This window comes from Mycolicibacterium sp. HS_4_1, assembly GCF_054515875.1.
The window spans coordinates 3,841,090-3,867,063 of the sequence record NZ_CM137261.1; the positions used below are offsets into that span (position 1 = coordinate 3,841,090).

A 25,974-nucleotide genomic window follows, 5' to 3' on the forward strand; every position below is an offset into this window, starting at 1 on the left:
AATTAAGATTTACACTAGGTTGAAAGCTCGGGAGGGCAGCCTTGTGATGGAACACGACGACGGGACACGTACCCCCGTCATCGACGCCAGCGTGCACATCTTCTTCGGATCGAACCGGGACCTGCGGGATGTGCTGCGCGAACCGTTCAAGAGCCGCGGCTTCCCGGACTACGAAATGGACTGGTATGGCGCACCCGGAGGCGAATACGCCCCCGGGACCAAGGGGCCTGACGGCCAGTACCCCGGTTCTGATCCTGACATCGTGGCACGCCATCTGTTCGACAACCGCGGTGTCGATGTTGCTGTGCTGCACCCGATGTCGCGCGGCATCATGCCCGACCGGCACCTCGGCAGCGCGCTGGCCGCCGCGCACAACGAACTGCTGGTGTCACGCTGGCTGGAGCATCCCGACTTCGGCGACCGCTTTCGCGGCACCATCCGCATCAATCCCGACGACATTCCCGGCGCCCTGCGCGAGATCGCCAAGTACAAGGACCACCCCAGAGTGGTGCAACTCGGCATCCCACTGCAGTCGCGCGAACTCTTCGGCAAGCCACAGTTCTGGCCGTTGTGGGAAGCGGCGATCGAAGCGAATCTGCCGGTGGCCGCGCACATCGAGGTGGGGGCCGGCATCGCCTCCGCGCCAACGCCGTCCGGCGTGCCGAACACCTATGAGCAGTACGCCGGCTTCATGGCACTGAACTTCCTCTACCACCTGATGAACATGATCGCGGAGGGTGTCTTCGAGCGGATGCCCGAGCTCAAGTTCGTGTGGGCCGACGGCGCCGCCGACCTGCTGACCCCGTTCATGTGGCGCATGGACTGTTTCGGCAGGCCCCATCTCGAGCAGACTCCGTGGGCGCCGAAGATGCCCAGCGACTACCTGCCCGACCACGTGTATTTCATCCAGGGCGCACTGGACGGACCCGGCGACACCGAATTCGCCGGCGAATGGCTGAGTTTCACCGGCAAGGACCACATGGTGATGTACGGATCGAGCTACCCGCACTGGCAGCTCAACGACCTGACAGTGCCCAGCTCCTATACCGCCGAGCAGCGCGACAAGCTGTGCTGGCGAAACGCCGCTGCACTGTACGGCATCGCCGTACCGGTCGGCGTGTGAGGAAGGAAGGATCGCAATGAGTGTGACTGTCACGCAGCGCAAACCCGCGGCCGAGCGCATCGCCGTCCGATGCGTCGACTCCGATGTGCACCCCGCCCCGCGCCGGGGCGAGTTGGTCCAGTACATCCCCGAGCCCTGGCGCACCAGGTACTTCCTCAGCCGTAACGTCGGCGAACAGATCTACTACGACGCTCCCGACTACGCGCACACGTTCGCCATGCGCGTCGACACCTTCCCACCGGACGGTGAATTCGCCTGCAGCGACCCCAATCTCGCCTTTCAGCAGCTGATCATGCAGGCTGGGGCAGACATCGCGATCCTGGAACCCGCCGCGTATCCGGCGCGGATCGGGGGCGCCAACCACGCGCTCAACGTGGCGCTGAACGAGTGGCAGCTCCATCACTGGCTCGACAGCCACAACAACTGGCACGAACGCTGGCGTGGCTCGATCTGCGTGGCGATCGAAGAGCCGCACGCCGCCGCGGCGGAGATCGAGCGGCTGGCCGGCCATCCGTTCCTGGGCCAGATTCTGATCAAGGCCGAACCGCGTCCCGCATGGGGCGACCCGAAATACGATCCGGTCTGGGCCGCGGCCATCAAGGCGGACATGCCGGTGAGCTGTCACCTTTCCCGCAGCCATCACGAAGAGTTGCCCATGCCACCTGTCGGCATGCCCAGCTACAACCACGACTTCATGGTCACCTACTCGCTGCTCGCCGCGAACCAGGTGATGAGCATGATCTTCGAGGGGCTGTTCGACCGATTCCCCACGCTGCGCATCGTTTTCGTCGAGCACGCGTTCACCTGGATCCTTCCGCTCATGTGGCGCATGGACAAGCTCTACGAGGCGCGCAAGTCGTGGCTCGACATCAAGCGCAAACCGAGTGAGTACGTCAAGGACCACATCAAGTTCACCACCCAGCCCCTGGACTATCCCGAGGACAAGACCGAACTCACCCGGACGTTCGAGTGGATGGAGTGCGAGAAGATCCTGCTGTTCAGCTCGGACTACCCGCACTGGACCTTCGACGACCCGCGCTGGCTGGTCAAGCATCTGCCCGAGCACGCGCGGGAAGCCGTGATGTTCCGCAACGGCATCGAGACATACAGGCTGCCGAGCACCGTGCCTGCGCTCGAGGGACAGGTCCGGGTGTTCTGAATTGACCGAACCACAAGAGCCCCGGCTGGCGCAGGGGCGCGAGCACGTCGTCGCCACCGTTGACGAAATCCCGCCGGGCACGCACAAATTGGTGCCCATCGGACGGCACGGGGTCGGCGTCTACAACGTGCACGGCACCTTCTACGCCATCGCGAACTACTGCCCGCACGAAGGCGGTCCGTTGTGTTCTGGTCGCCCGCGCGGGCGGACGATCGTCGACGACAGTGTGCCGGGTGACGCCGTGATGGTGCGCGACCTGGAGTTCATCTACTGCCCGTGGCATCAGTGGGGCTTCGAATTGGCCACCGGGACAACAGCGGTGAAGCCCGAGTGGAGCATCCGGACCTATCCGGTGCGGGTCATCGGCGACGAGGTGTTGGTACAGGCATGACAAACCCCTGTTTCGCGAGCGTGCGTGTTTGCACACGACACGCCGCCCATTGCCGGCACTTTGCGCACGCTCGTGGAGGTGAATCGTGAGCGCGCCCGCGAAGCCGGGCCCCACACTGGGGCGCGGCGAGCAGACCATCGAGATCAATGGCGGCAACGTCGTGTACGAAATCCTGGGCAAAACAGGCGATTTCATCGCCCTGACGCCCGGAGGCCGATTCAGCAAGGACATTCCGGGCCTGCGCCCCTTGGCACAAGCCCTCGTCAAGGGCGGCCACCGGGTGCTGCTGTGGGACCGGCCCAACTGCGGCAAGTCCGATGTGCAGTTCTACGGTCAGAGTGAATCGCACATGCGGGCCGAAACGCTGTACACGCTCATCTCAAAGCTGGGCATCGGACCCTGCATCCTCGCCGGCGGCTCGGGCGGGGCCCGGGATTCGATGCTCACCGCGATGCTCTACCCCGAGATCGTCACCAAGCTGGTCGTCTGGAACATCGTCGGCGGCGTGTACGGCTCCTTCGTCCTGGGCTCGTACTACATCGTGCCGAGCATCCTGGCCGTCCGCGGTGCGGGAATGAAAGGTGTTGCCCAGGTTGACGAGTGGCGCGACCGTATCGCCGACAACCCCGCGAACGCCGCTCGCCTGCAGGCCTACGATGCCGATGAGTTCCTCAAACTCATGCTGCGGTGGCTCAATGCGTTCGTGCCCAAGCCCGGCCAGACGATCCCGGGGGTAGAGGACGAGATGTTCGACAACATCACGGTGCCGACCCTGATCATCCGTGGCGGTGAGAACGACTTGGACCACCCGAAGCGGACGTCACTGGAAGTCAGCTGCCTCATCAAAGGTTCGCAACTGATCGACCCACCGTGGCCGGAAGACGCCTGGGAGCGCGCAAACGAGGACCGGGCGGCCGGAAAGGTCAAACACTTCAACATGTTCGACACCTGGGTGCAGGCCGCGCCGCCGATCCTGGAGTTCCTCCGCCGATGAATTCATACCGTGCGGATGCGCACCTCACAATTCAGCGATGCCTCCAGCGCCGTGTGAATGCGGCTCTCCGGAATTCGCTCCAGGTCCACCAAGGCCAGCGTCACGGTCACGATGTCGAAACCTTCGGAGCCGGGCTCACGTGCGACCTCTCCGGTGATCCCGAAACGCGCCAGCACGCCGTGCGCGTCGTCATCGGTACCGCGACTGACGTAGGTGACGACGCCGAGCTCCGGCGCGGTGCCAAATACCTTGGCGCACAGAGCGACACCGGATTCCGGCGCGCGTCCGGCGATCAGCAGCTGCACCTGGCGACGCCGGGGCGGCAGCGCCGCCAGGTCCACGTCGATCACGTCGATACCCGCCGCCGCGGCCAGCTCCTTGAGGACCGTCATGGCGTCCGCTAACTGCTCTGACGTGAGTTCACCCGCGGGGTCGACATCGACCCGCACCACCGCCGTGCGCATGCCGCTCAGCCTAACGGTGGCTACGTGGCCGGAGCTCACCCCGCGGCTGCTGCGCGCCGGCGGCGCCCACAGCGAGGACTGCGACGCCTACATCGCAGCCGGAGGCTATCGCGATCTCACCGACCCCGACCGGCTGCTCGGCGAAGTCGAACGCTCCGGGCTCCGCGGCCGCGGCGGCGCCGCGTTCCCCATGGCGGTCAAGCTGCGTTCGGTCCGGGCGGGCGGCCGTGACCGCGGCGGAGCGATCGTCGTCGCCAACGGCGAAGAGGGTGAGCCGGCGTCCATCAAAGACCGTTGGCTGCTGCGCCACCGGCCCCATCTGGTACTGGACGGCCTGCGGCTGGCGGCGACCATCGTCGGCGCCCAGCGGGCGTACGTCTATGTCTCAGACGCAGCCTCCGCAGCCAGCGTGGAAACCGCTGTCGCGCAGCGGCACCCGGGGCCTCCCGTCGAGGTGGTGACCGTCACGCCCGGGTATGTCGCCGGCGAGGAGACGGCCGCGGTACGTGCCATCAACGGTGGTCCGGCCAAGCCCACCGACAAACCGCCGCGCCCGTTCGAGCAGGGTGTCGCCACGCTGCCCACGCTCGTCAGCAATGTGGAGACCCTGGCGAATCTCCCCCACATTCACGCGCATGGCGGCCAGGACTTCAGATCCGTCGGCACCGCATCGTCGCCGGGCTCGTTCCTGGCGACCATCACCGGCGCCGGCCGACCACCCGCCCTCTATGAGCTGCCGCACGGCGTCAGATTCGCCGAGGTGCTCGAATTCCATGGCGTGCCGGCCGAAATGGCGACGGGCGCCCTGATGGGCGGCTATTTCGCCGGCCTCCTGGGCCCCGGTGTGCTGGATGCGACGCTGGACCATGAAGCCCTGCGCAGTTTGGGCAGCGGTCTGGGCTGCGGCGCCATCTCGATCCTGAACGGTGATTGCCCGGTGGCTGTCGCCGCGTCGGTGCTGGCGTACTTCGACCGGGAGAACGCCGGGCAATGCGGGTCGTGCTTCAACGGCACCGCGGCGATGGCCGCCGCCGCGGCGGGTCTGCGCGACGGCCTCGCGACCGGCGACGACATCGCCCGGCTGCGGAGGTGGTCCCGCGAGCTGCGCGGGCGTGGCGCGTGCGCGACGTTGGACGGCGCCGCGAACATCGCGGCCAGTCTCCTCGATCACTTCCCCGCTGAAGTTGCACGTCACCTGGAGAACGGCTGCCCGGCATGCCAATCCGGTGATTTCCTCCCGGTGCGGCCCTATGAAGTGGAGGCGGTGATGATGGCATGAGGATCCGCCTGGACCGGACGATGTGCGACGGGTTCGGCATCTGCGCCAAGCATGCGCCGTCGTACTTCTCTCTCGACGACTGGGGTTACGCGACACTCGTCGGCACCGGCGAGGTACCCGAGGCGGACCAGCCCGCCGTCGTGCGCGCGGTACTGGATTGCCCCGTGCACGCCATCATCGAAATGACCGGCGGCCCACTCGCTGCGCCCACACCCACGCCGATTCACGCTGAGGCACCCGAACCACACCCAGAGACCGACGCCAACGAAGCAGAATGGGGATTTGTCCGTTGACTCGCATGCCGCTGCCGCAAGTGACGCCTGAGAACGAGTTCTATTGGACCGCAGGCGCCGACGGCGCGCTGCGCATCACCGAATGCGAGAACTGCAACGCGCTGATCCATCCGCCGGCGCCGGTCTGCCGCTACTGCCGCGAGCGAAAGATGGGCGTCCGCACGGTGTCCGGTCTCGCGACGCTCATCGGCTTCACGCTCAACCAGCGATTCAGCATTCCCGGGTTGCCGGCACCCTACGTGGTGGCCCAGGTGGCGCTGGTCGAAGATTCGCGAGTCCGCCTGACCACCAACATCATCGACTGCGATCCCGGGCTGCTGGCCCTGGGCCAGCAGATGGAAGTCGTCTTCGAGCAGCACGAGGACGTGTGGCTGCCACTGTTCCGTCCGGTCGCCGCCCAGCCGGCGCTGGCTCCGCTGCCGACCGACGAAATCGAACCGCAGGACTTCGCCAAACACGTGCGGCCGATGATCACCACCGAGAAGTTCGAAGACAAGGCTGCCATCACCGGTATCGGCGCCTCGCAGATGGGCCGCCGCCTGATGCTGGACCCGCTGGCGCTGACCGTCGAGGCGTGTGAGAACGCCATCGCCGATGCCGGGCTGACCATGGACGATATCGACGGGCTGTCGACCTGGCCCGGCGCGGGCCTCCCCGGCCCCTTCGGCGAAGGCGGGGTGACCGCGCTGGAGACCGCCCTGGGCATCAAGCCGACCTGGTACAACGGCGGGCCCGAGACTTTCGGCCCCGGCGGCTCGGTCATCGCGGCCATGCTGGCCGTCGCCGGTGGAATGGCGCGCCACGTGCTGTGCTTCCGCACCCTGTGGCAGGCCACCTACGACGAACTCATGAAGCAGGGCAAGGCCGCCCCGATGGGCGGGACCCGTACCACCAGCTGGCAGATGCCGTTCGGCGCGACGTCGGCCGCACACACCCTGGCGCAGAACGCGCAACGTCACATGCACCGCTACGGCACCACCAAGGAGACGCTCGGCTGGATTGCGCTGAACCAGCGCGCGAATGCCGCGCTGAACCCGACGGCCATCTACCGCGATCCGATGACCATGGACGACTATCTGAACGCCCGGCCCATCACGACGCCGTTCGGGCTCTACGACTGCGACGTGCCGTGCGACGCGTCCATCGCCGTCATCGTGTCGGCCGTCGACGTGGCCCGCGACCTCGCCAAGCCGCCGATCCGCGTGGAAGCGGTCGGCACCCAAATCCTCGAGCCGATCGAGTGGGACCAGAGCACGCTGACCCACGAACCGCAGGTGCTCGGCCAGGCCGCCCACCTGTGGACCCGAACCAACCTGAGGCCCGCGGATGTCGACGTCGCCGAACTCTACGACGGGTTCACGTTCAACTGTCTGTCCTGGATCGAAGCGCTCGGGTTCTGCGGTATCGGGGAGGCCAAGGATTTCCTCGATGGCGGCACCAACATCGCCCGCGATGGCGTGCTGCCCCTGAACACCCACGGCGGTCAGTTGTCGCACGGCCGCACCCACGGTATGGGCCTGGTTTACGAGGCGATTTCGCAGTTGCGCGGCGAGGCCGGTGAACGTCAGGTCGCCGATGCGCGCGTGGCGGTGGTCAGCAGTGGCGGTCTCACTCCCAGCGGGGTGCTACTCCTACGGACCGACTCGTGAGTGCGGCGAGTAGCGCAGGCGGATCGCGCATCAGCCCGGTGCCGCGGATGGTCCGCGTCGGCGACGTCATGATGTCAGGGCTGATCGCCGAAGCCGAGGCGCCACGCGCCGTCATCGTCGCCGTACACGGCGGTGGCAGCAGCGCAGCATATTTCGATTGTCCGGGGCACCCACGACTGTCGCTGATGCGCACCGCCGCAGCGCTCGGCTACACCGTCGTCGCACTGGACCGCCCCGGATACGGGGCGTCCGACGCCTACCCCGAGGCAGTCGTGCGCCCGGAGCAGCGGATCGCCCTGGCCTACGGCGCGGTGGACGCGATGCTCGGGCCCCGGAGCCGTGGCGCCAGCGTATTCCTGCTCGGGCACTCCAACGGCTGCGAGCTGACCCTCCGCATGGCCCTCGACGAACGCGCCTCCCAGGCAGGTGTTTTCGGTATCGCGTTGGCCGGCACCGGCCTGCGCTACCAGGACGCCGCCATGGAGATGCTCAAGTCGGCGTCGGCCACCCACCGCCCGCCCGGGCTGCGCGAACTACTGTGGCACCCCGCAGAGCTCTACCCACCGTTGACGAGCACTCCCAACGCGCGCAGCGGCGCCCGGTACGAGGCCGCGATGGTCCAGGACTGGCCCCGCAGTGACTTCCCGGCGCTGGCCGCCGACGTCCGGGTGCCCGTGCATTTCACCGTTGCCGAGCATGAACGGGTCTGGCAGTCGGACCCGGATGCCCTCGCGGCCATCTCCGGATTGTTCACCGCCGCACCACGGATGACGGTCCACCACCAGGTCGGAGCGGGCCATAACATCAGCGTTTCGGTCGGGGCAGCGGCCTACCACCTCACCGTGCTGGCGTTCATCGAGGAATGCCTGGCCACCCGGCGCAGCACAGAAGTCACATTGGAGGTCGGTTAGTGCGAGTCGGATTCATCGGTCTCGGCAGCCAGGGCGCGCCGATGGCGCGCCGCATCGTGGAAGCGGGATATCCACTGACGTTGTGGGCCCGGCGCTCGGCCTCCGTCGAACCATTCGCCGACACCGCCGCCAAAGTCGTCGAAACACCAGCCGAGTTGGCCGCCGTCAGCGACCTCGTCTGCGTGTGTGTTGTCGGGGACGACGACGTCCGCCAGGTGCTGGACGGCGATAACGGCATCTTCGCCGGATTGGCGCCCGGCGGCATCATCGCCATCCACAGCACCGTACATCCGGACACCTGCCGCGATATGGCCAGATCCGCAGCAGCCAAGGGATTTTCGTTGATCGATGCGCCGGTCAGCGGCGGCGGTCCCGCCGCCGCTGCCAGCCGTCTCCTCGTGATGGTCGGCGGTGAGCCTGACGCCGTCGAGCGCAGTCGACCGGTGTTCGCCACCTACGCCGACCCGATCGTCCACCTCGGGGATGTCGGCTCGGGCCAGGTGACCAAACTGCTGAACAACCTGCTGTTCACCGCCAATATCGCGACCGCGAAGTCGACGCTGGATCTGGGCGAGGCGCTGGGCGTCTCGGTCGAGCGGCTCGCCGAGGTCATCACCCAGGGATCGGCGAACAGCTTCGCGCTCGGCCGCATCGCGCAATTCGGCGGAAGTCTCGATGTGCTCAAGTCCGTCGCGGCGGACCTGCTGAAGAAGGATGTCTGTCTGATCGCGGACCTCGCCGAGGCCGCCGGCGCCACACCGGGCGCGGTGCTCGAATCCGCCGATGCCGCACTGAGTTTGATGGACCGCACGCGGTGAACACGGTCGGCTTCGTCGGGGCGGGACGCATGGGCGGTGCCATGGTCGGCCGCCTCGTCGCAGCCGGCCACGAGGTGAACGTCCTGGCCCGCACACCGGAGAAGAGTGCAGCCATCACCGCACTCGGCGCAACCCCGGTCACCGATCTGGCCGCCCTCTGCGCAGGCGCAGATACGGTCGTCATCTGCGTCTTCACCGACGAGCAGGTCCGGGACGTCGCCAATGCCCTGGCGGACAACCTGCGCCCGGACACCGTCCTGGTCATCCATACCACCGGCAGCCCGCACACTGCCGAGGCCATCGCCGACCGCGGCGTGGACGTCATCGACGCCGCGGTCAGCGGCGGTCCGCACGACATCGCCGCCGGCCGGTTGACGTTGTTCGTCGGCGGCTCCGACGCCGCGGTCGAGCGAGCCAGACCCGTGCTGTCGTGCTACGGCGACCCGATCATCCACGCCGGTCCGCCGGGCACGGGCCAACGGGTCAAGCTCGTCAACAACGCATTGTTCGCGGCGCAGATCGGGTTGATCAGCGCCGCAGTCGAACTCGGCGAGCGGCTCGGCGTCCCCGAATCCGCACTGCTGACCGCCCTGCCCCACGCCAGCGCGGGCAGCCGTGCGCTCGACAGCATCTCGCGAGCGGGTTCGGCCGCGTCGTTCCGCGCGGTCGTCGGCGAGTTCCTGAGCAAGGACGTCGCGACGGTCCGAACCACCGCAGCTGAGTTGGGCACCGGCCTGGGCGTGCTCGACACCATCATCGACACCGGCATGGCGCCGACGGGAGGGAGCAATCCAGCATGACCGCAACAAAACTCGTGTTCGACCCGTTCTCCGAGGACTACTTCAACGGGCCATGGGAGACCTACCGGCGAATGCGCGCGGAAGCGCCGGTGTATTACAGCGAGGAACACGACTTCTACGCACTGTCCCGGCACGACGACGTCGCCCCCGCGTACCGCGACTTCGAGACCTATTCGTCGGCGTACGGAACGGATCTGGCACAGGTGCGCGCGGGGGCCGAGATGCCGGGCAATATGCGGATGATCATCTTCATGGATCCGCCCGAGCACCGCCACATCCGCAGCCTGCTGAACAAGGTATTCACGCCGCGGGCAATCCAGTCGCAGCGCGAAATGGTCCGCGCGAAGATCGACAAGTACCTGAACCGCCTCGATCCCAACGGATTCGATGCGGTACAGGACTTCACCGGACCGTTCCCGGTCGAGGTGATCACGAACATGATGGGCGTCCCCGAGGAGGAGGCCCAACAGGTCCGGTACTGGATCGACGAATCGCTGCACCGCGAAATCGGCCAGGTCGAAACCTCGGAACAGGGCATCCAGGCCTACATGGACAGTGCGGCTTTCTATTTCGAACTGGCGCGCCAGCGTAAAGAAGCACCGGGCGACGATCTGATCAGCCGCCTCCTGGCCGCCGAGACCGAACGTGAAGACGGCACCGTCACCAAGCTCGAGGACTACGAGATCGCCGGATTCGCTTCGCTGTTGGGCGGCGCCGGCGCCGAGACGGTGACCAAGCTGGTCGGTAACGCGGTCTACCTATTCGCCCGCCATCCCGACCAGTGGCAGAAGCTGCTGGACGATCGCAGCAAGGTCCCCGCCGCCGTCGAGGAGCTGTTGCGGTACGAGGCACCCGCGCAGTACAACGTGCGTCGCAGTATGAAAGACGTGCAGCTACACGGGACGACCATTCCCAAGGGCGCTCCGGTCTTCCTGCTCGGCGGTTCCGCCAACCGCGATCCGGAGGCGTGGACCGACGCCGACTCGTTCGACATCGACCGTAATCACACCGAGGCCCAGAACCTCGGTTTCGGGTACGGCATCCACAGCTGTCTGGGGGCGGCGCTGGCCCGCATGGAGAGCGCCGCCGCGCTGGAGGCGTTGCTGGACTTCATGCCGCGCTACGAAATCGACTGGGACGGTTGCAGACGTGTCCACATGCAGAACGTGATGGGTTGGCAGAACATTCCGGCACGGGTGCTGCGATGAGCAAGGTGAACGTCGACTTCGGGCTGTGCGAGAGCAATGGCGTCTGTGAGGGAATCATCCCCGACGTGTTCCATCTCGACGACCAGGACCACCTGCACATCCGGCGCGACGAGGTGATGCCGGACAACCGGGGCCGGATCCTCGAGGCCGTCCGCCAATGTCCCCGCCAGGCGATATCGATCACGGAGGATCCCTCATGAAGCCCTATCGCGTCGTTCAATGGACCACCGGCAATGTCGGCAAGAGCTCGGTAAAAGCCGTTGTCGCACATCCAGACCTGGAACTCATCGGATGCTACGCCTGGTCACCGGACAAGGCCGGCCGTGACGTCGGCGAGCTGTGCGGGATCGAGCCCACCGGGGTGACCGCGACCAATGACGTCGCGGCACTGCTGGCACAGAAGCCGGATTGCGTGGTGTACAACCCGATGTGGATCGACGTCGATGAAGTCGTGCGCATCCTGGAAGCCGGGGTCAATGTCGTTGCGACAGCGTCATTCATCACCGGACACAACCTGGGCCGCGACCGGGAACGCATCATCGAGGCATGCCGCGTGGGCGGCTCGACCATGTTCGGGTCCGGGGTCAGCCCGGGGTTCGCCGAGCTGCTGGCGATCGTCGGCGCCATGGCGTGCGACCGGGTGGACAAGGTGACGGTCGCCGAGGCCGCCGACACCACCTTCTACGACTCACCCGCCACCGAAATCCCCTGCGGTTTCGGCATGCCCATCGATTCACCGGACCTGCCGCCGATGGCCGCCGCGGGCACCGCGATCTTCGGCGAGGCAGTGCGGTTACTGGCCGACTCGCTCGGCGTCGAACTCGACGACGTGCGGTGCGAAGCCGAATACGCACAGACCACCGCGGATCTCGATCTGGGCTCGTGGACCATCGAGAAAGGCTGCGTCGCCGGCGTCGCCGCGAGCTGGCAGGGTGTGGTTGCCGGTAAGACCGTCATCGAGCTCAAGGTGCGGTGGCGCAAAGGCCAGTCACTCGAGCCCGATTGGCGGCTCGACGCCGATGCGTGGAACATCACGATCGATGGTCGCCCGACGGTCACCATGAAGGTCAACTTCCTGCCGCCGCCGGACTTCCAGGCGACCACCATGGCGGAATTCATGACCCTCGGCCACATCATGACGGCGATGCCCGCCATCAACGCGATCCCGGCTGTCGTCGCGGCCGCACCCGGCATCGCCACCTACAACGACCTGCCGCTGACCCTACCGCGCATGAAAGGCCTTGCATGAAAGAAGGATTCGAGAACCAGGTGGCTCTGATCACCGGAGCCGGCTCGGGCATCGGACGCGCCACCGCCCTGGCATTCGCCAAGGCGGGCGCCCGCGTCGTCGCCACCGACATCAACGGCGCCGCGGCCCAGGAAACCGCGGAATTGATCGGCGACGCCGCCATTGCCGTCGCCGCCGACATCGCCGACGAGGAGTCCGTCGCGCGGGCCGTGACTGCCGCCCTCGACACCTACGGCCATATCGACGTGCTGTCCAACAACGCCGGCGTCATCGACACCATGGCGCTACCCGCTGACACCACGCTCGCCGAATGGGACCGGGTCATCCGGATCAACCTGACCGGCACGTTCATCGTGACCCATGCGGTGCTCCCCCACATGCTCGGCCAACAGCGCGGCGTCATCGTCAACACCGCCTCGGCCGCCGGAGTCCGCGGCGGCTCTGCCGGTGCCGCATACACCGCCTCCAAGCACGGCGTCATCGGCCTGACCCGTAACATCGCCTGGTCGTACGCCAAGGACGGCATTCGGTGCAACGCGATCCTGCCCGGCCCGACGCTCACCGGAATCGCCGGCAGCATCAGCGGATTCAACGAGACCGGTCAAGCCCGCCTGACGCCGATCATCGCAGCGGCCCCGGATATCGCGCTGCCCGAGCAGATGGCCGACGTGATCGTCTTCCTGGCTTCCGATGCCGCCGCATTCGTCAACGGCGCGATCGTGGCGGCCGACGGCGGGTGGTCAGCGGGCTGACGCCCGCTGACCGTCAGGTCCTGTCAGGCTCCGAAGCCCGACAGGATCACGGCGTTGCAGTCCGCGGCGGACTGGCGGACTTTCGCGGCTGCCTGGTACGCGTCGGACTCGTACCAGGCGCGCGCGGCGTCCACGGATTCGAACTCCAGCACGACGGTCTGGTTGCCGTGCCAGCTGCCCTCGAGCACCTGGGGGTTCTGGTCCACCGACACGATCGTGGCGGACGACATCGCCTTGCCGGCCAGCTTGGCGTACTCAGCCATGCCCGCCGGGTCCTTGACGTCCTCGGTGAGGATCACATATCCCTTGGCCACTCGAATCTCCTTGACTAGTCGTTGGTTTCGACGATTGCTTGTTCGGGACAGTTCGCCATGGCATCGCGAACCGCACCTTCGAGATCAGCCGTCACTGCCGAAGGATCGGCGACCGCATAACCGTCGTCGGTCATGCTGAAGACATCGGGACACAACGTCAGGCACATGCCGTGGCCGCGGCACCGGTCTTCATCGACGACAACCTTCATGACGAGCTCCCGGCAGGATCGAATTCGAGGTGGAGATCGATGATGCCACGCAGGATGTATGTCGGAATGTATTGGTACCGGCGGCTTCCCGCGGGGCCGTGGTGCGCCTCGGAGATCCGGATGTCCGACGTTCGGTCCAGGAGCCGCTCCAGCGCCACACGCGTCTCGGCCCGCGCCAATGGCGCACCGGGGCAGCTGTGGATGCCGCGCCCGAACGCCAGGTGCTGGCGGGCGTTCTTGCGCTCGGCGTCGAACGTGTCGGGATCCTCGAACCGCCGTGGATCACGATTGGCCGCACCGTTGATCACCATCAACGTGCAGCCCGCGCCGATGGCCTCGTCACCGATGGTGGTCGGCACGCGCGAGAGCCGGAAGTCGCCCTTCACCGGGCTCTCGATACGCAGGCATTCTTCGATGAAGTTCGGCAGCAGGCTGCGATCTGCCCGAAGCTTGGCCTGGATGTCGGGTTGCTCGCCGATCACCTTCAGCGCCGTACTGAGCAACCGGACCGTGGTCTCCTGACCGGCCGAGAAAACGTTCGTGGCCACCCGCACCACGTCGTCAACCGTCGGCATGGTCCCGTCGGGGAACGTCGCGGTGGCCAGACCGGTCAGCACGTCGTCGCGCGGTTCCCGTCGGCGATCCTCGACGTACACCGCGAAGGCTTCGTAGAGATATTCGAATGGCGTTTTGGAGAGCGTCTTGTCGTCGGTGCTGCCGAGTCCGCCGCCGTGGGTGCCCTTCGCAAGCCGCTCGAGCAGTTCGGGGCAATCCTCGTCGGGTACACCGAGCAGGTCCGCGATGACGCGCAGGGTGAACGGCCCGGCGAAGCCCTTGATGAACTCACCCTCGCCGGGAGCCAGGAACTCCCCTAGCATGTCGTCGGCAATCCGCCACATCGCGTCCTCGTTCTCCTTGAGGCGCTTGGGCGTGATCAGCCGCATCAGCAGGGCGCGGTGATTGGTGTGCGTCGGCGGGTCCAGCGTGGGCAGTTGGTCGCTGTAGGGAATCTCGTCGCGGTGCTTCTCGATGAGGTCGCTGACATCGTCACCTTCGAGCGGTACCGGGAAACCCGGGAACGGGCCCGTCACCGAGATGCACGACGAGAACGTGTCTGCGTCGTTGTAGACGTCGACCGCTTCCTGCCAACCGGTGACCATCGTGACGCCGTAGTGCTCTTCGCGGGTCACCGGGCACTTGTTGCGCAGGGCCTCGTAAAACGGGTACGGGTCGTCGGTCAGCCGATCATCCCGGAAGAAATCGACCGCGGTGAGGTCTTCCGACACCTGTCCTCCATTCCAAGCACACTCAGATGAGAATGTGATTCTCAAATGTGGTGATTACATTTCCATAGTGGTCCGCCGGCGTCAATGCGCCCGGTGGTCATCGGATCGGTTCGTCGCCGAGGACGGTGGTGCGCAGCATCTCTCGCGGCGCGTCGGCGGCGTAGGGGGCCGCGCGGTGCAGCACGCCGCGGTTGTCCCAGACGACGGTGTCCCCCACCGACCACGTGTGGCTGTACACCTTCTCGGGAGCCGTGGCTCGCTCCAGCAGTTCGGCGAGCAGTGCGCGTCCCTCGTCCCGGTCCATGCCGACGATGTGGTCCGCGGACGCGCCGAGCACCAGCGACTTGCGGCCGCTGCGATGCGTCCAGACCAACGGGTGCTCGCGCGTCCGCCGCGACCGCCACGCCGCGAGCTGCTCTGGCGACGGGTCAGGAGTGACCCGGCGCTGCGATGCCTCCAGCGAATGCAGTACCCGCAGCTGCCGGTAGCGCTCCTGGTCGCCGGTGCTCAATTCGTCATATGCGGCATAGGAATTGGCAAATTCGGTCTCGCCGCCGTTCGTCGCCACCGCGACGGCTGAGAGCACGGTCGCCTTCTGCGGATAGGTGTCCTCGATAGGAGTGCAGCCGTCGATGTGCCAGTCGAACGTCGCGCGGAGATAGGCCGCCGAGGCGTTCTTGGAAGTGTCGAGCGTGATCGGATAGATTCCGGCGACCGGGTGATGGCCGTCCGAGGAGTGATCGACAGCGCCGAGTCTGCGACTGAACGCGACCTGCTCTTCCGGATCGAGCCGCAGACCCGGGAAAACCAGCACGCCGTTGTCCTCCAAGGCATCGAGCACGGCCGCGGCCAGGTCATCATCGGCGGTCAGTCGCCCGGCATCAACGCCGACCACTTCCGCGCCGACCGCCGACGTCAGCTTGCCCAGCGTCAGCAGACTCATGGCATCGGGGCCCCGACACGATTCATGATGGCGTCGGCAGAGTCAGCCGGCTTCTGCGTGCCGAAGATCTCGACGGCCATCGAAACCATGATCATCGAGTAGATCAGGTGCAGCAGATTGAGCGCGTCGTCCGGCAGGTCGTCGAGTCCGTACTTGTCGCAATAGTCGATAGCCTCCTCGAAGCGCGGCGTGAATGCGTCATAGAACTGCCGGATCTCGGTCATCGGAGTCTGCATGCGCATCTCCCAGCGTTCGGGTTCGGTCGCCAGGCACCACTTCTCGGCGAACGGTTCGAACTCGGCGAAGGCGCTGGGCAGTCGGGATTCGGCCACGATCACACCCCCGCCGGGGCACGCTGGGCCTGGTATTCCTCGACCCAGTCGACCGACACCTTGTGCAGATGGCGCACCAGGATCTCCTGATCCGACAGCGGGTAATCGTCGACGACGTCGTATTCCAGTGCCGCCTGGGTGCCGCCGAGCATGCCGGCGTCCTGGAGAGCGAACTCTTTCAGCACCACCGAGGCGACCTCGTGCTCGATGCGCTCGCGGACGGTGCGCGCCGGGTGAAACGCGTTGTACGCCTCGAACTTATGGGTGTTGTGCGACGTCGGCCAGTAGCGGTACAGCAGATACCAGCCGTGGTAGATCAGGATCTCCAGGTTGGGGAAGATCTGGAAGTTCGTGATGCCCCACGGTTCGATGCCGCCTGGATTCAGGCCGGCCGAGAAGTGGGTCTCCGGGGTACGCCACGGCCCCACCAGACCGCTGCGCGTCACCCGCTCGACGGGGTACATGTAGTCGGGGTCGAGCTTCCAGCGGCGGGTACCCGCCGTCGACACCAGTCGGTGCGGCCCGTCGATCTGGAAGTGCCCGCACTCGAAGGTGGCGTTCGGTTGACGCACCGCGCTCGGCACCTGCTGGGAGTGCAGCGACGGCACGTGGTAGTACTCCTGGAATGCGTCGGCGAAGATCTTCCAATTGCTGTTGTTCTCCGCCGCGAAGTCGTAACGCTCGGTCATCGCCCCGAACGGGTAGTCGTCGAGCGCGGTGATCATCGGGCCCAGGAACTCGCGCAGGCTCCACGGGGGCTCGGGATCGAAGTTGATGAAGATGAAGCCGTTCCACACGTCGCACTGCACGGGCTTCAACCCGTACCGGGAGCTGTCCAGCCCGAAGAACTCGCCTTCCTGCTGCACGAACGTCAGATCACCTTTGAGGTCGTAGCGCCAGCCGTGGTACTTGCAGGTGAACTGACGGCAACCGCCTTTGGTCTCTTCGTGGGGAAAGTCGTTCCACACCAGTTTGTTTCCGCGGTGCCGGCAGATGTTGTAGAAGGCGCGGATCTGTTCGTCCTTGCCCTTCACCACGATCACCGACGTGCGCGCCGCGTCGATCTCCTTGGTGAAGTAGCTGCCGACCCGCGGCACCTCCTCGATCCGCCCGACGTTGAGCCACGCCCGTTTGAAGACCGCCTCACGTTCGAGTTCGTAGAACTCCGGTGAGATCGAGTCGCGGAAGGAAATCGGCCCCGTGCCGAGTTCGGGGTAATGCTCGGTCCAGCTGCCTTCAGCCGGCTTGGGCCACTTGGCCATGATCTCCTCCTCGAAGTTGTTCCGTCACATCGCTTGCCGTCACGTCGCCGGCCGTCACATCACGGACCCACCGTTGACACCGAGGGTCTGCCCGGTGATGAAGCCGGCTTCCGGCGAGCACAAGAAGCCGACAGCCGCGGCGATGTCCTCCCCGGTGCCGAGGTGGCCAACAGGGATGCTGGCCGCCATTTGCTCGTTGGGTGGCAAGTTTCCCGCCGCCTGCGATTGGTGTTGCATCGGCGTCTCGATACCCGACGGAGGCACGTTGTTCACCGTGATGCCAGCCGGACCATATTCGCGAGCAAGCGATTTCGTCAGCGACAGCAGAGCGCCCTTGGACGCGGCGTAGTGCGCCATACCCGGCGAGCCGCGCTGTGCACTGGACGAGGAGATCATCACGATGCGTCCCCAGCCCGCCGCCAGCATGTCCGGTACCGCGACCTGACAACAGTGGAACGTGCCGGTGAGATTCACGTCGATCAGCCGCTGCCAGGAATCCACGGTGATGTCCGTGAACGCCGCGAAATCCACCACGCCGGCACTGGTGACCAGGATGTGTACGGGCCCGAACTCGCTGCGCACCTTGGCGAACGCGTCTTCCACCGAGACTCTGTCGCCGACGTCGACCGCAATGCCGACCGCCTCCACGCCGTCGGCGCGCAGGTCTTCGGCGACCCGCTGTGCCGCTTCGCTGTTCAGGTCGAGGACGGCGACCTTGTGTCCCCGCCGTCCCAGTTCGTGACAGGTCGCCTCACCCATGCCCGACGCACCACCGGTCACCACAGCCACGCGTGTCATGTGCACTCCTACTCGTAAACCACTCGAACGGTCTTGCTGGTCGGCAGGGATTGACAGGTCAGCACCCAGCCGTCGGCGACCTCGTCGTCGTCGAGAGCGTCGTTGTTGAGCATGCGTGCGCTGCCTTCGACGATGCGGGCCATACACGTTCCGCAGGAGCCGGTTTCGCACGACGAGGGCGCGCGCAGCCCGGCGATGCGGGCCGTCTGCAGCAGCGTGTTGCCTGCCCGGTACTCCACGGTCGTCTTGCGGCGGTCGAGTTCGATGGTGACTTCCTCGGTGTCCGACGCAGCCGCATCAGCGGCGGTGACCGCGGCGATCTGGAAGCGCTCCAAGTGAATTCGGCTGCGCGGCGTGCCAGTCTGCATGACGGCGGATTCCACCGCATCCATGAACGGCCCAGGCCCGCAGATGTAGAACTCGGCATCGCCGGTGTCGGCGACGAAGGATGCGATGGCTTCCGGCCGCACGATGCCGTCAACGTCGTCCAAGTGGTGGCGCACGGTCAGACGGTCGGGATGCGACTGTTCCAGTGAACCAAGGGAATCGGCGAAGATCACCGAGTCGCGGCTGCGGTTGGCGTAGAACAGCCGGATGCGACGCGAGGTCCCAGCCAGCGCGGCGCCGATCAGCGAGTGAATCGGCGTGATCCCACTGCCGCCGGCGAAGGCGACGATGTCGCGGTCCCCCTCGCCGAGGACGAACCGGCCTTCGGGCGGAGCGGCATCGATGCGATCGCCCGCCGCGACCGCGTCGTTCAGCCAGTTCGACACGAGGCCGCCACCGTCACGCTTGACGGTGATCTGCAGATCGTCGCCACCCAGCGGCGACGACGACATCGAGTAACACCGCCGGTGCTGATCCCCGGCCACTTGCACCCGCAGGGTCAGGAATTGGCCTGCCTGGTAACGGAATCGGGGCGCACAGTCCTCGGGGATATCGAGGACCAGCGACACCGCGTCGCCGGTTTCGCGCACCACCCGTTTGATGCGCAATGACGCGAAGTCGTCCACAAGATCAGCCATCCCTTCGAGAGTATCAAGTACTTGTCATTGATATCAAGCACTTGATACTCAATCTTTCTTACCGGGGCTTCAGCGGGTCTTTGACTGCGCGTATCTGCGGGACTTTTAACCCGACCGTGCGATCAAATCGTCCTCGCGCCGCCCCATCTCAGGCGGCGAGGCCCGAGCTGGTTGACGGTGCATCTGCGCAGCGTGGCACTCGATCCTTTCCTGCGCCAGCGCACGCTCAACTCCCAGAAGACATTTGCTTGTCAAGTGCCCAGCGCGTGGTCACGTCCACGTCCTCGCGGGCCGCTCACTCCCCGACGTGATCGTCGATCAGTTTGTTCCCGGTGCCCTGCTCGACGACGCGCTTGAGCAACCGCTTCAAGGTCTCCTGCTCGTCGGCGGTGAGCACGCCGAACACCGCTTCGTGCGCCTGCACCGCATCGCCGACGACGGCGGCGGCGGTCTTGCGCCCCTGCTCGGTCAGGAAGGCCTGCAGGATGCGGGCATGTTGCGGATCGGGCTTGCGCTCCACGAGCCCACGGTCTTCGAGCGCCTTCAGTGCCAACTGCACGCCCTGCGGCGTGATGAGCAAACGGCGCGCCAGATCGGCGCCGGACAGCCCGGGCTCGTTGGCGAGTTGGCGCAGCACACCGATCTGGGCGGTGCTGACCCCGTGGCTACTGACGGCCTCGTTCACCGAGGTCAGAGAGAAGTAGAACGCCTGCTTGAGGTGCCACAGGAGGTTTTCGTCCAAGTCCACTACGCACCTCCGTCGACCTGCTTGTAGATCTGCCCCTCTTTCATCACGAAGCGCACGTCCAGCGTACTGGCGATATTGCGCGACACATCGCCGGGGACTGCCACGATATCCGCGCGGTAACCCGGGGCCAGCCGCCCGAGTTCGTCGTCGGCATCGATGAGTTCCGCGCTCGTGACGGTGGCGGCGCGGATGGCCTGCATCGGCGTCATGCCGCGGTCGACGAGCGCACACAACTCCTTCGCGTTCTGCCCGTGCGGCACGGCCGGCGCATCGGTTCCGCAGGCGATGCGTACGCCCGCGGCGATGGCTTTCGGCAGCATCGCCTGCGCCTGCGGAAACACCACCTCGGCCTTCTTGCGTAGTTCGGGCGCGATGCGGTCGACGGCCATGGCCTCGGTCAGGTAGGTCGTCGACACCAGGAACGTGCCGGTGTCGGCCATCAATTGAATGGTGTCGTCGGTCGCCAGGAAGCCGTGCTCGATGCAGTCGATGCCGGCGCGGATGCAGGCCCGAATCGCAGTGTCCCCCACCGCATGTGCAGCCACGCGCACTCCCGCACGGTGCGCTTCGTCGGCGATCGCGGCGAACTCGTCGTCGGAATACTGCTGCGCACCCGGCGCGGTGCTGTGTGACATCACGCCACCCGAGGCGGACACCTTGATCAGCTTGGCGCCGTGCCGGACCTGGTAGCGCACGCAGGCCCGGACCTCGTCGACGCCGTTGGCGATGCCCTCCCCGACCGACAACGGCATGATGCCGGGCGCCAGGCGCTGGAAGACCGTCGGGTCGAGGTGACCACCGTACGGTGTCACCGCGTGTCCGGCCGGATAGATGCGGGGCCCGACATGCCAGCCCTGGTCGATGGCCCGCATGAGGGCCACGTCCAGCAGGTAGCCTCCGGTCTTGACCATCAACCCGAGGTTGCGCACGGTGGTGAAACCGGCCTCCAGCGTGGCGCGGGCGTTGACGGCGCCGCGCAGCGTCCGATAGGCCGGATCGTCCTGTACGCCGTGCATCGGGCTCGGCAGCCCTTCGGGGCCGCCGGGGCCACCGATGAGCAGGTTGAGCTCCATGTCCATCAATCCCGGCAGCAGCGTCACGTCGCCAAGGTCGATGACGACGGCCGAATCCGGCAATGGTTCGACAGGATTGACGGCCTTGATGCGGTTGCCCTCGACCACGATCACGGCCGGTGACCGCACTTCGCCGCTGTCGACGTCGGCCCACCGGGCGGCCCGAAGCACAGTCAGCTCTGTCATGGGCGCCGTCATGGGATCGGTTCGTAGACGCAGTCGAGCTTGGTGGCCCCGGAGTCGGGAACGCGGGGCTGTTTCCAGCACTCAACGGGGAACGACACCTGGATCATGGAGTACAGCAGGTGCATGAGGTTCAGGACGTCTTCGGGCATGTCGCCGAGGCTGAACTTGTCGCAGAACGCGATGGCGTCTTCTGCTCGCGGGGTGATCGCGTCGTAGAACGCCTGCATCTGCGCCATGGAGCTCTCCAGCCGCTTGGCGTAGCGCAGAGCCTCGGTCGGTAGGCACCACTCGGAAAATGGCTCCAGGTCGGCAAATTCGGCCGGTAGGTGCACAGTCATGGTCACACCCCCGCGGCCTTGCGCTGGTAGTCCTCGATCCAGGCAGCGGTTTCGTGGTGCAGGTGCCGGATCAGCACTTCCTGGTCACACAACAGGAATTCGTTGACGGTGCGAGACTCGATCATGGACTGGGTGGCCTCCAGAGTATTGGCGTCCTGCAGGCCGTACTCCTTGAATGTCACCGCCGCGAGCTCCTGCCCGATGCGTTCGCGGGGACTGCGCGCCTGCGGGAAGTACAGCGTGCATTCGAAGATATGCGTGTTGTACGACGTCGGCCAGTAGTGATAGGTCAGGTACCAGCCCTGCCCCCAGAACAGCACGACGAAGTTCGGGAACAGCTGGAACGAATCCAGGCCCCACGGGTCACATTTCGCCGGATTGAGGCCGACGGGCATTACCCCCAAGTCGGGCGAATCCCACGGCCCGAACAGCCCACTCTGGCAGATGTCCTCCATGGGCTTGCGCATCTCAGCACCCATCTCCCACACCCGGACCCCGGAGGTGCTGACCAGCCGGTGCGGCCCGTCGATGCGGTAGTGCGGCGCCTCGAAACCGGCCTGGGCCGCGGCCTTCGAGTAGTTGGTGGGCGACTGGTTCGCATGCAGTACCGGCGCGTGGTAGAACTCCTGGAACGCGTCCATGTAGAGCTTCCAATTCGCTTTGACCTCAGAGCGATACGTGAACTTCGAGGTGAGTTTCTCGAACGGATAGCCTTCAAGGCCCTGAACCATCGGGCCGAGGAAATCGCGCAGGGACTGCTCCGGTTCGGCGGCGAAGTTGACGAAGATGAAGCCTTCCCAGACGTCACAGTGCACGGGCACCAGGCCGTACCGGTCCTTGTCAAGATCGAAGAACTCGCCCTCCTGCTGCACGAACGTCAGATTGCCGTCGAGGTCGTACCGCCAGGCGTGGTACTTGCAGGTGAACTGTTTGCAGAAGCCCTTGGTCTCCTCCTGCGGCATGTCGTTCCATACCAGCTTGTTGCCCCGGTGCCGACAGATGTTGTGATAGGCCTTCACCTCGCCGGCGTTGTTGCGCACCAGGATGATCGAGGTGTTCACGACCGCGAGCTCTTTGGTGAAGTAGCTACCCTTGCGCGGAAGCTGTTCAACGCGACCGACATTCAGCCACGCCCGCTTGAACACCGCTTTGCGTTCGATCTCGAACTGCTCGGGGCTGATCGAGTCCTCGTACGAGACCGGGCCGGTTCCCAGCCGCGGATAGTGTTGGGTCCAACTGCCCTCGGGCGGCTTGGGGAACCGGGCCATGGCGCACTCCTCCTCGACGTGACTTCACAGCCGACGGTATCCGCCCGATGCTTCAATGACAAGTAGTTGATACTCAATGCTGCCGGGGTGTCGTCAGGCGAACTTGATCGCCGAGACGTACATGTCGACGACCGGCCGAAACAGGTCGACGCCGTCGAGTTCGTTACTCAACACGATGGCATCGCTGGTGGCGAGGAGAATTTGAGCGAACGTGGGCGCCGGTATCAGCAGCGTCCCACCCAGGCGGTCGACACCCTCGACAATGAAGCCAGCCAACGCCTCGACCACCTCAGATCGCCTGGCCGCCACTCGATCTCGCACCTCTGGGTTGCGCAGCAGATAGAGGGTGAACTCGTAGCCCAATGCGGCATGCTCAGCGCCGCGACCACGACTGAGCTCCAGCCAGCGTTCGGCGATCTCGTCGCGCTCGTGCGCTCCGACGCGCTCGGACCTCGACATCACTTCGGCGAATTTGTCGAAGTATTGGCGCCAGTAGCGGTCGTTGACCGCAAGGAACAGATCTTCCTTCGTGGCGAAGTGTTTGTAGATCGCCCCCTTGGTGTAGCCGGCGACCGACGCGATCTCATCGAGAGTCGCTGGCGCGAAGCCCTTTTCAGCGAAGACATCCTCAGCTGCATCCAACAGCAGCGAACGCGTGTGTTCCAGTCGCCGCTCCCGCGTCCAACGCTCCACCATGAAAAAATTCTGCCACAGATTCCGAGATTCCTATTGGAAACTGAGATACCAGTGGGTATCTTCGAGACGACACGGACTCGAGGAGGCCTCGTGAGCGAAATGCTGGGCAAGAAATCCACTGTTACCGAGCCGCTTGGCGGATCCACGAATCTCGTTGGCAGCCAAGCGCCGTCGGCGCCGGTCAAGATCTGGGCGTTCTTCGGCGGCGCACTGCTGCTCTTCCAGATTTATGTCTGGACCCGCTGGGTCACCGGGCCTTATTTCGTCCGGGTGCCCGCCGGCCCGACCGACCCGCCGACCTACATGAAGGTCATGCTGTTGGTGAACTGCGCCTTCATGGTGGTGGGGTTCCCCGCTGCCGTCTGGTGGTTCCTCCTCAGGCCATGGCTGCGGGAGCGGCGCATCACGCTCGACGGCATGCTGTTCGTTTCGTGCGCCCTGTTCTTCTTCCAGGATCCCCTGCTCAACTACACCAATACCTGGTGCACGTACAACATGTGGATCTGGAACATGGGCTCCTGGACATCGAACATCCCCAGCTGGGTCTCCCCCGAATCGCCGGGACACCAAGTGGGCGAACCGCTTCCCATCAACATGCCCGGGTACGGCATGGTGCTGGTGACGTTGATGGTCGGCTGTTTTGCGATGCGCAGGATCAAGTCACGCTGGCCGAACATCAGCAACTTCCGGTTGATCGTTGCCACATACGTCTTCTGTTTCTTCTTCGACTTCGTCATGGAGGGACTGATCCTGCTGCCGATCGGGCTCTTCGTGTACCCCGGCGCGATTCGCTCGGTGTCGTTCAACGCCGGTACGTACTACCAGTGGCCCGTCTACGAAGGACTCATGTGGGGCGCCGTCATGACCGCACTGTGCTGTCTGCGCTTCTTCACCGACGACCGCGGCCGCACCGTCGTCGAGCGCGGGCTGGACCACGTTCGCGGCGGGGTGTTCCGGCAACAGCTGGTTCGGTTTCTGGCGATCTTCGCCGCCTGCAGTGCCGCGTTTTTCTTCCTGTACAACGTGCCCGCCCAGTGGTTCGGCCTGCACTCCGACCCATGGCCCGAGGACGTGCAGAAGCGCTCGTACTTCAGCCAGAGCGTCTGCGACGAGAACACGCCGTGCCCGAACCCGGTGCTGCCCATGCCGACCAAGCGCTCCGGCTACATCAACGTCGACGGCAAGCTCGTCCTCCCACCGGGCAAAGAGATGCCCAAAGACGCTCCTGTACAGATCGGGAAGTGACGCCGCATGAGTGAGTTGTCACAGAAGCGAGCAATCGTCACCGAACCGCTCAGCGGGGCAGCCCTCGGGGCGCCCAGCAAGATCACGCCCGTGCGCGTCTGGGCCGCGGTCGGCGGCGCGATCCTGGCGTTCCAGCTCTACGTGTGGACTCGGTGGGTGACGGGGCCGAACTTCGAGCGCGTCCCGGCAGGGCCGAGCGACCCACCGATGTACATGAAGGCGATCCTCTTCACTTGGACAGGCGTGATCATCGTCGGGCTGCCGGTTGCGGTGTGGTGGTTCATCATCCGGCCCTGGCGGCGGGAGCGGCGCATCACGCTCGACGGCATGCTCCTGATCGCGTGTGGCCTGCTGTTCTTCCAGGATCCATTGCTGAACTACGTGAACACGTGGAGTACGTACAACACCTGGATGTGGAACCGGGGTTCGTGGGTGCAGGACGTCCCCGGCTGGATGTCGTTCGGCGAACCCGGTCGCATGATGGCCGAGCCATTCCTCATGAACGCACCCGGTTACTGCTTCGTCCTGTTGTGCACGATGCTCGGCTGCTGGGTGATGCGCAAGGCAAAGTCCAAGTGGCCCAACATCAACACGCTCGGTCTGATCGGCGTGGTGATCGTGTGGACCTTCTTCTTCGATTTCGTGATCGAGGGCTTGTTCCTCATGCCGATGGGCCTGTTCACCTATCCGGGTGCCATCCGGGCTCTGTCGGTCAATCCCGGGACCTACTACCAGTGGCCGATCTACGAGGGGCTCATGTGGGGTGGCGTGCAGGCGGGCCTGTGCTGTCTGCGCTACTTCACCGACGACCGCGGCCGCACCTACGTCGAACGCGGTGTGGATACCATGCGCGGTGGCTTTGTGAAACAACAGATCACGCGCTTCCTGGCAATCTTCGCCGCCTGCAGCGCCTTCTTCTTCGTGCTCTACAACCTGCCCGCGCAGTGGTTCGCCATGCACCAGGATCCCTGGCCGGAAGACCTTTTGAAACGCTCGTACTTCCTGATGGGCGTCTGCGGCGATGGCACTGATCGAGCTTGCCCCGACCCGTCGATCCCGATCCCCCTGCAGAATTCGAGCTACGTCGACATCCACGGCCAACTGGTGACACCCAACGGCGTCACGATTCCGAAACTCGTTCCCGTCGAGAAGGGCAAATGA

The 25,974-nt window shown here is 65.4% G+C and carries 30 protein-coding genes; 16 read left to right on the forward strand and 14 right to left on the reverse strand.

Going from position 1 to position 25,974, the window contains the following annotated elements; all coding sequences use genetic code 11:
• Positions 1 to 46 precede the first annotated feature (46 nt).
• The 4 genes from ACX12F_RS18415 to ACX12F_RS18430 all read left to right on the forward strand — a co-directional run bounded on the left by ACX12F_RS18415 (position 47) and on the right by ACX12F_RS18430 (position 3,667).
• Positions 47 to 1,123, forward strand: a complete 1,077-nt coding sequence (locus ACX12F_RS18415; RefSeq protein WP_459365935.1) for an amidohydrolase family protein — start codon at positions 47 to 49, stop codon at positions 1,121 to 1,123.
• Between the two features lie 16 nt (positions 1,124 to 1,139).
• Entirely contained in the window at positions 1,140 to 2,282 is a 1,143-nt protein-coding gene (locus tag ACX12F_RS18420; RefSeq protein ID WP_459365936.1) for an amidohydrolase family protein, read from the forward strand.
• Position 2,283: 1 nt separating this feature from the next.
• A complete protein-coding gene (locus ACX12F_RS18425; protein WP_459365937.1) occupies positions 2,284 to 2,673 on the forward strand; it encodes a Rieske (2Fe-2S) protein in 390 nt (129 codons plus the stop codon).
• Positions 2,674 to 2,758: 85 nt separating this feature from the next.
• Positions 2,759 to 3,667, forward strand: a complete 909-nt coding sequence (locus tag ACX12F_RS18430; protein WP_459365938.1) for an alpha/beta fold hydrolase — start codon at positions 2,759 to 2,761, stop codon at positions 3,665 to 3,667.
• A gap of 2 nt (positions 3,668 to 3,669) precedes the next feature.
• On the opposite strand, the gene ACX12F_RS18435 is transcribed toward ACX12F_RS18430, so the two are convergent.
• Positions 3,670 to 4,131, reverse strand: coding sequence for a hypothetical protein (locus ACX12F_RS18435; RefSeq protein ID WP_459365939.1), 462 nt, complete (start codon positions 4,129 to 4,131; stop codon positions 3,670 to 3,672).
• On the opposite strand from ACX12F_RS18435, the gene ACX12F_RS18440 reads away from it, so the two are divergent.
• The 10 genes from ACX12F_RS18440 to ACX12F_RS18485 are packed head-to-tail and all read left to right on the forward strand — an operon-like array spanning position 4,130 to position 13,090.
• The gene (locus ACX12F_RS18440; RefSeq protein ID WP_459365940.1) at positions 4,130 to 5,410 is read left to right on the forward strand and encodes an NADH-ubiquinone oxidoreductase-F iron-sulfur binding region domain-containing protein; all 1,281 of its coding nucleotides are present in this window, start codon (positions 4,130 to 4,132) and stop codon (positions 5,408 to 5,410) included. The genes ACX12F_RS18435 and ACX12F_RS18440 overlap by 2 nt on opposite strands.
• Positions 5,407 to 5,703 carry a ferredoxin gene (locus ACX12F_RS18445; protein WP_459365941.1) on the forward strand — a complete coding sequence of 99 codons (297 nt, stop codon included), beginning with the start codon at positions 5,407 to 5,409 and terminating at the stop codon, positions 5,701 to 5,703. The genes ACX12F_RS18440 and ACX12F_RS18445 overlap by 4 nt, the downstream gene beginning before the upstream one ends.
• Positions 5,704 to 5,708: 5 nt before the next feature.
• Positions 5,709 to 7,352, forward strand: coding sequence for a thiolase C-terminal domain-containing protein (locus ACX12F_RS18450; protein WP_459365942.1), 1,644 nt, complete (start codon positions 5,709 to 5,711; stop codon positions 7,350 to 7,352).
• A gap of 47 nt (positions 7,353 to 7,399) precedes the next feature.
• Positions 7,400 to 8,263: an alpha/beta hydrolase gene (locus ACX12F_RS18455; RefSeq protein ID WP_459370423.1), complete on the forward strand. Its 864-nt coding sequence runs from the start codon at positions 7,400 to 7,402 to the stop codon at positions 8,261 to 8,263.
• Positions 8,263 to 9,081, forward strand: a complete 819-nt coding sequence (locus tag ACX12F_RS18460) for an NAD(P)-dependent oxidoreductase (RefSeq protein ID WP_459365943.1) — start codon at positions 8,263 to 8,265, stop codon at positions 9,079 to 9,081. The genes ACX12F_RS18455 and ACX12F_RS18460 overlap by 1 nt, the downstream gene beginning before the upstream one ends.
• Positions 9,078 to 9,881 carry an NAD(P)-dependent oxidoreductase gene (locus tag ACX12F_RS18465; RefSeq protein ID WP_459365944.1) on the forward strand — a complete coding sequence of 268 codons (804 nt, stop codon included), beginning with the start codon at positions 9,078 to 9,080 and terminating at the stop codon, positions 9,879 to 9,881. The genes ACX12F_RS18460 and ACX12F_RS18465 overlap by 4 nt, the downstream gene beginning before the upstream one ends.
• Positions 9,878 to 11,089, forward strand: a complete 1,212-nt coding sequence (locus ACX12F_RS18470) for a cytochrome P450 (RefSeq protein ID WP_459365945.1) — start codon at positions 9,878 to 9,880, stop codon at positions 11,087 to 11,089. The genes ACX12F_RS18465 and ACX12F_RS18470 overlap by 4 nt, the downstream gene beginning before the upstream one ends.
• The gene (locus ACX12F_RS18475; RefSeq protein WP_459365946.1) at positions 11,086 to 11,289 is read left to right on the forward strand and encodes a ferredoxin; all 204 of its coding nucleotides are present in this window, start codon (positions 11,086 to 11,088) and stop codon (positions 11,287 to 11,289) included. The genes ACX12F_RS18470 and ACX12F_RS18475 overlap by 4 nt, the downstream gene beginning before the upstream one ends.
• Positions 11,286 to 12,338: an NAD(P)H-dependent amine dehydrogenase family protein gene (locus ACX12F_RS18480; protein ID WP_459365947.1), complete on the forward strand. Its 1,053-nt coding sequence runs from the start codon at positions 11,286 to 11,288 to the stop codon at positions 12,336 to 12,338. Before ACX12F_RS18475 ends, ACX12F_RS18480 begins: the two co-directional genes overlap by 4 nt.
• Positions 12,335 to 13,090 (forward strand): SDR family oxidoreductase, encoded by a 756-nt coding sequence (locus ACX12F_RS18485; RefSeq protein ID WP_459365948.1) that lies wholly within the window; start codon positions 12,335 to 12,337, stop codon positions 13,088 to 13,090. Before ACX12F_RS18480 ends, ACX12F_RS18485 begins: the two co-directional genes overlap by 4 nt.
• 23 nt (positions 13,091 to 13,113) lie before the next feature.
• Here the strand turns inward: ACX12F_RS18485 and ACX12F_RS18490 are convergent, their stop codons facing one another.
• From ACX12F_RS18490 to ACX12F_RS18550, 13 genes are all read right to left on the reverse strand, one after another.
• A complete protein-coding gene (locus tag ACX12F_RS18490; RefSeq protein ID WP_020102581.1) occupies positions 13,114 to 13,404 on the reverse strand; it encodes a DUF1330 domain-containing protein in 291 nt (96 codons plus the stop codon).
• A gap of 14 nt (positions 13,405 to 13,418) precedes the next feature.
• A complete protein-coding gene (locus ACX12F_RS18495) occupies positions 13,419 to 13,613 on the reverse strand; it encodes a ferredoxin (RefSeq protein WP_459365949.1) in 195 nt (64 codons plus the stop codon).
• Positions 13,610 to 14,899, reverse strand: coding sequence for a cytochrome P450 (locus ACX12F_RS18500; protein WP_459365950.1), 1,290 nt, complete (start codon positions 14,897 to 14,899; stop codon positions 13,610 to 13,612). Before ACX12F_RS18500 ends, ACX12F_RS18495 begins: the two co-directional genes overlap by 4 nt.
• A gap of 97 nt (positions 14,900 to 14,996) precedes the next feature.
• The gene (locus ACX12F_RS18505; protein ID WP_459365951.1) at positions 14,997 to 15,842 is read right to left on the reverse strand and encodes a TauD/TfdA dioxygenase family protein; all 846 of its coding nucleotides are present in this window, start codon (positions 15,840 to 15,842) and stop codon (positions 14,997 to 14,999) included.
• Entirely contained in the window at positions 15,839 to 16,174 is a 336-nt protein-coding gene (locus tag ACX12F_RS18510) for a hypothetical protein (protein ID WP_459365952.1), read from the reverse strand. The genes ACX12F_RS18505 and ACX12F_RS18510 overlap by 4 nt, the downstream gene beginning before the upstream one ends.
• 2 nt (positions 16,175 to 16,176) lie before the next feature.
• A complete protein-coding gene (locus ACX12F_RS18515; RefSeq protein ID WP_459365953.1) occupies positions 16,177 to 17,436 on the reverse strand; it encodes an aromatic ring-hydroxylating oxygenase subunit alpha in 1,260 nt (419 codons plus the stop codon).
• 54 nt (positions 17,437 to 17,490) lie between these two features.
• Positions 17,491 to 18,234 (reverse strand): SDR family NAD(P)-dependent oxidoreductase, encoded by a 744-nt coding sequence (locus ACX12F_RS18520; protein WP_459365954.1) that lies wholly within the window; start codon positions 18,232 to 18,234, stop codon positions 17,491 to 17,493.
• An 8-nt stretch (positions 18,235 to 18,242) separates the two neighbouring features.
• Positions 18,243 to 19,259, reverse strand: coding sequence for a 2Fe-2S iron-sulfur cluster-binding protein (locus ACX12F_RS18525; protein WP_459365955.1), 1,017 nt, complete (start codon positions 19,257 to 19,259; stop codon positions 18,243 to 18,245).
• A 295-nt stretch (positions 19,260 to 19,554) separates the two neighbouring features.
• Positions 19,555 to 20,007 (reverse strand): MarR family winged helix-turn-helix transcriptional regulator, encoded by a 453-nt coding sequence (locus ACX12F_RS18530; RefSeq protein WP_459365956.1) that lies wholly within the window; start codon positions 20,005 to 20,007, stop codon positions 19,555 to 19,557.
• Positions 20,007 to 21,266: a metal-dependent hydrolase family protein gene (locus ACX12F_RS18535; protein ID WP_459365957.1), complete on the reverse strand. Its 1,260-nt coding sequence runs from the start codon at positions 21,264 to 21,266 to the stop codon at positions 20,007 to 20,009. The genes ACX12F_RS18530 and ACX12F_RS18535 overlap by 1 nt, the downstream gene beginning before the upstream one ends.
• An 8-nt stretch (positions 21,267 to 21,274) precedes the next feature.
• On the reverse strand, positions 21,275 to 21,604 hold the full coding sequence (locus ACX12F_RS18540; protein ID WP_459365958.1) for a hypothetical protein: 330 nt from the start codon (positions 21,602 to 21,604) through the stop codon (positions 21,275 to 21,277).
• Between the two features lie 2 nt (positions 21,605 to 21,606).
• Positions 21,607 to 22,872, reverse strand: coding sequence for an aromatic ring-hydroxylating oxygenase subunit alpha (locus tag ACX12F_RS18545; protein WP_459365959.1), 1,266 nt, complete (start codon positions 22,870 to 22,872; stop codon positions 21,607 to 21,609).
• 93 nt (positions 22,873 to 22,965) lie between these two features.
• Positions 22,966 to 23,568 (reverse strand): TetR/AcrR family transcriptional regulator, encoded by a 603-nt coding sequence (locus ACX12F_RS18550; RefSeq protein ID WP_459365960.1) that lies wholly within the window; start codon positions 23,566 to 23,568, stop codon positions 22,966 to 22,968.
• 90 nt (positions 23,569 to 23,658) lie between these two features.
• Here ACX12F_RS18550 and ACX12F_RS18555 point away from each other — a divergent pair, with 90 nt between their 5' ends.
• Complete coding sequence (locus ACX12F_RS18555; protein WP_459365961.1) at positions 23,659 to 24,813, forward strand: spirocyclase AveC family protein; 1,155 nt, start codon at positions 23,659 to 23,661, stop codon at positions 24,811 to 24,813.
• Positions 24,814 to 24,819: 6 nt separating this feature from the next.
• Positions 24,820 to 25,974 carry a spirocyclase AveC family protein gene (locus tag ACX12F_RS18560; RefSeq protein ID WP_459365962.1) on the forward strand — a complete coding sequence of 385 codons (1,155 nt, stop codon included), beginning with the start codon at positions 24,820 to 24,822 and terminating at the stop codon, positions 25,972 to 25,974.

Excerpts from the sequence above, each read along its gene's own strand:
- ACX12F_RS18415 (WP_459365935.1), top strand. The coding sequence starts at position 47 with ATGGAACACGACGACGGGACACGTACCCCCGTCATCGACGCCAGCGTG.
- ACX12F_RS18420 (WP_459365936.1), top strand. The coding sequence starts at position 1,140 with ATGAGTGTGACTGTCACGCAGCGCAAACCCGCGGCCGAGCGCATCGCC.
- ACX12F_RS18440 (WP_459365940.1), top strand. The coding sequence starts at position 4,130 with ATGCCGCTCAGCCTAACGGTGGCTACGTGGCCGGAGCTCACCCCGCGG.
- ACX12F_RS18435 (WP_459365939.1), bottom strand. The coding sequence starts at position 4,131 with ATGCGCACGGCGGTGGTGCGGGTCGATGTCGACCCCGCGGGTGAACTC.
- ACX12F_RS18445 (WP_459365941.1), top strand. The coding sequence starts at position 5,407 with ATGAGGATCCGCCTGGACCGGACGATGTGCGACGGGTTCGGCATCTGC.
- ACX12F_RS18450 (WP_459365942.1), top strand. The coding sequence starts at position 5,709 with ATGCCGCTGCCGCAAGTGACGCCTGAGAACGAGTTCTATTGGACCGCA.
- ACX12F_RS18455 (WP_459370423.1), top strand. The coding sequence starts at position 7,400 with ATGGTCCGCGTCGGCGACGTCATGATGTCAGGGCTGATCGCCGAAGCC.
- ACX12F_RS18470 (WP_459365945.1), top strand. The coding sequence starts at position 9,878 with ATGACCGCAACAAAACTCGTGTTCGACCCGTTCTCCGAGGACTACTTC.
- ACX12F_RS18475 (WP_459365946.1), top strand. The coding sequence starts at position 11,086 with ATGAGCAAGGTGAACGTCGACTTCGGGCTGTGCGAGAGCAATGGCGTC.
- ACX12F_RS18480 (WP_459365947.1), top strand. The coding sequence starts at position 11,286 with ATGAAGCCCTATCGCGTCGTTCAATGGACCACCGGCAATGTCGGCAAG.
- ACX12F_RS18485 (WP_459365948.1), top strand. The coding sequence starts at position 12,335 with ATGAAAGAAGGATTCGAGAACCAGGTGGCTCTGATCACCGGAGCCGGC.
- ACX12F_RS18495 (WP_459365949.1), bottom strand. The coding sequence starts at position 13,613 with ATGAAGGTTGTCGTCGATGAAGACCGGTGCCGCGGCCACGGCATGTGC.
- ACX12F_RS18505 (WP_459365951.1), bottom strand. The coding sequence starts at position 15,842 with ATGAGTCTGCTGACGCTGGGCAAGCTGACGTCGGCGGTCGGCGCGGAA.
- ACX12F_RS18515 (WP_459365953.1), bottom strand. The coding sequence starts at position 17,436 with ATGGCCAAGTGGCCCAAGCCGGCTGAAGGCAGCTGGACCGAGCATTAC.
- ACX12F_RS18520 (WP_459365954.1), bottom strand. The coding sequence starts at position 18,234 with ATGACACGCGTGGCTGTGGTGACCGGTGGTGCGTCGGGCATGGGTGAG.
- ACX12F_RS18525 (WP_459365955.1), bottom strand. The coding sequence starts at position 19,259 with ATGGCTGATCTTGTGGACGACTTCGCGTCATTGCGCATCAAACGGGTG.
- ACX12F_RS18535 (WP_459365957.1), bottom strand. The coding sequence starts at position 21,266 with ATGACAGAGCTGACTGTGCTTCGGGCCGCCCGGTGGGCCGACGTCGAC.
- ACX12F_RS18540 (WP_459365958.1), bottom strand. The coding sequence starts at position 21,604 with ATGACTGTGCACCTACCGGCCGAATTTGCCGACCTGGAGCCATTTTCC.
- ACX12F_RS18545 (WP_459365959.1), bottom strand. The coding sequence starts at position 22,872 with ATGGCCCGGTTCCCCAAGCCGCCCGAGGGCAGTTGGACCCAACACTAT.
- ACX12F_RS18550 (WP_459365960.1), bottom strand. The coding sequence starts at position 23,568 with ATGGTGGAGCGTTGGACGCGGGAGCGGCGACTGGAACACACGCGTTCG.
- ACX12F_RS18560 (WP_459365962.1), top strand. The coding sequence starts at position 24,820 with ATGAGTGAGTTGTCACAGAAGCGAGCAATCGTCACCGAACCGCTCAGC.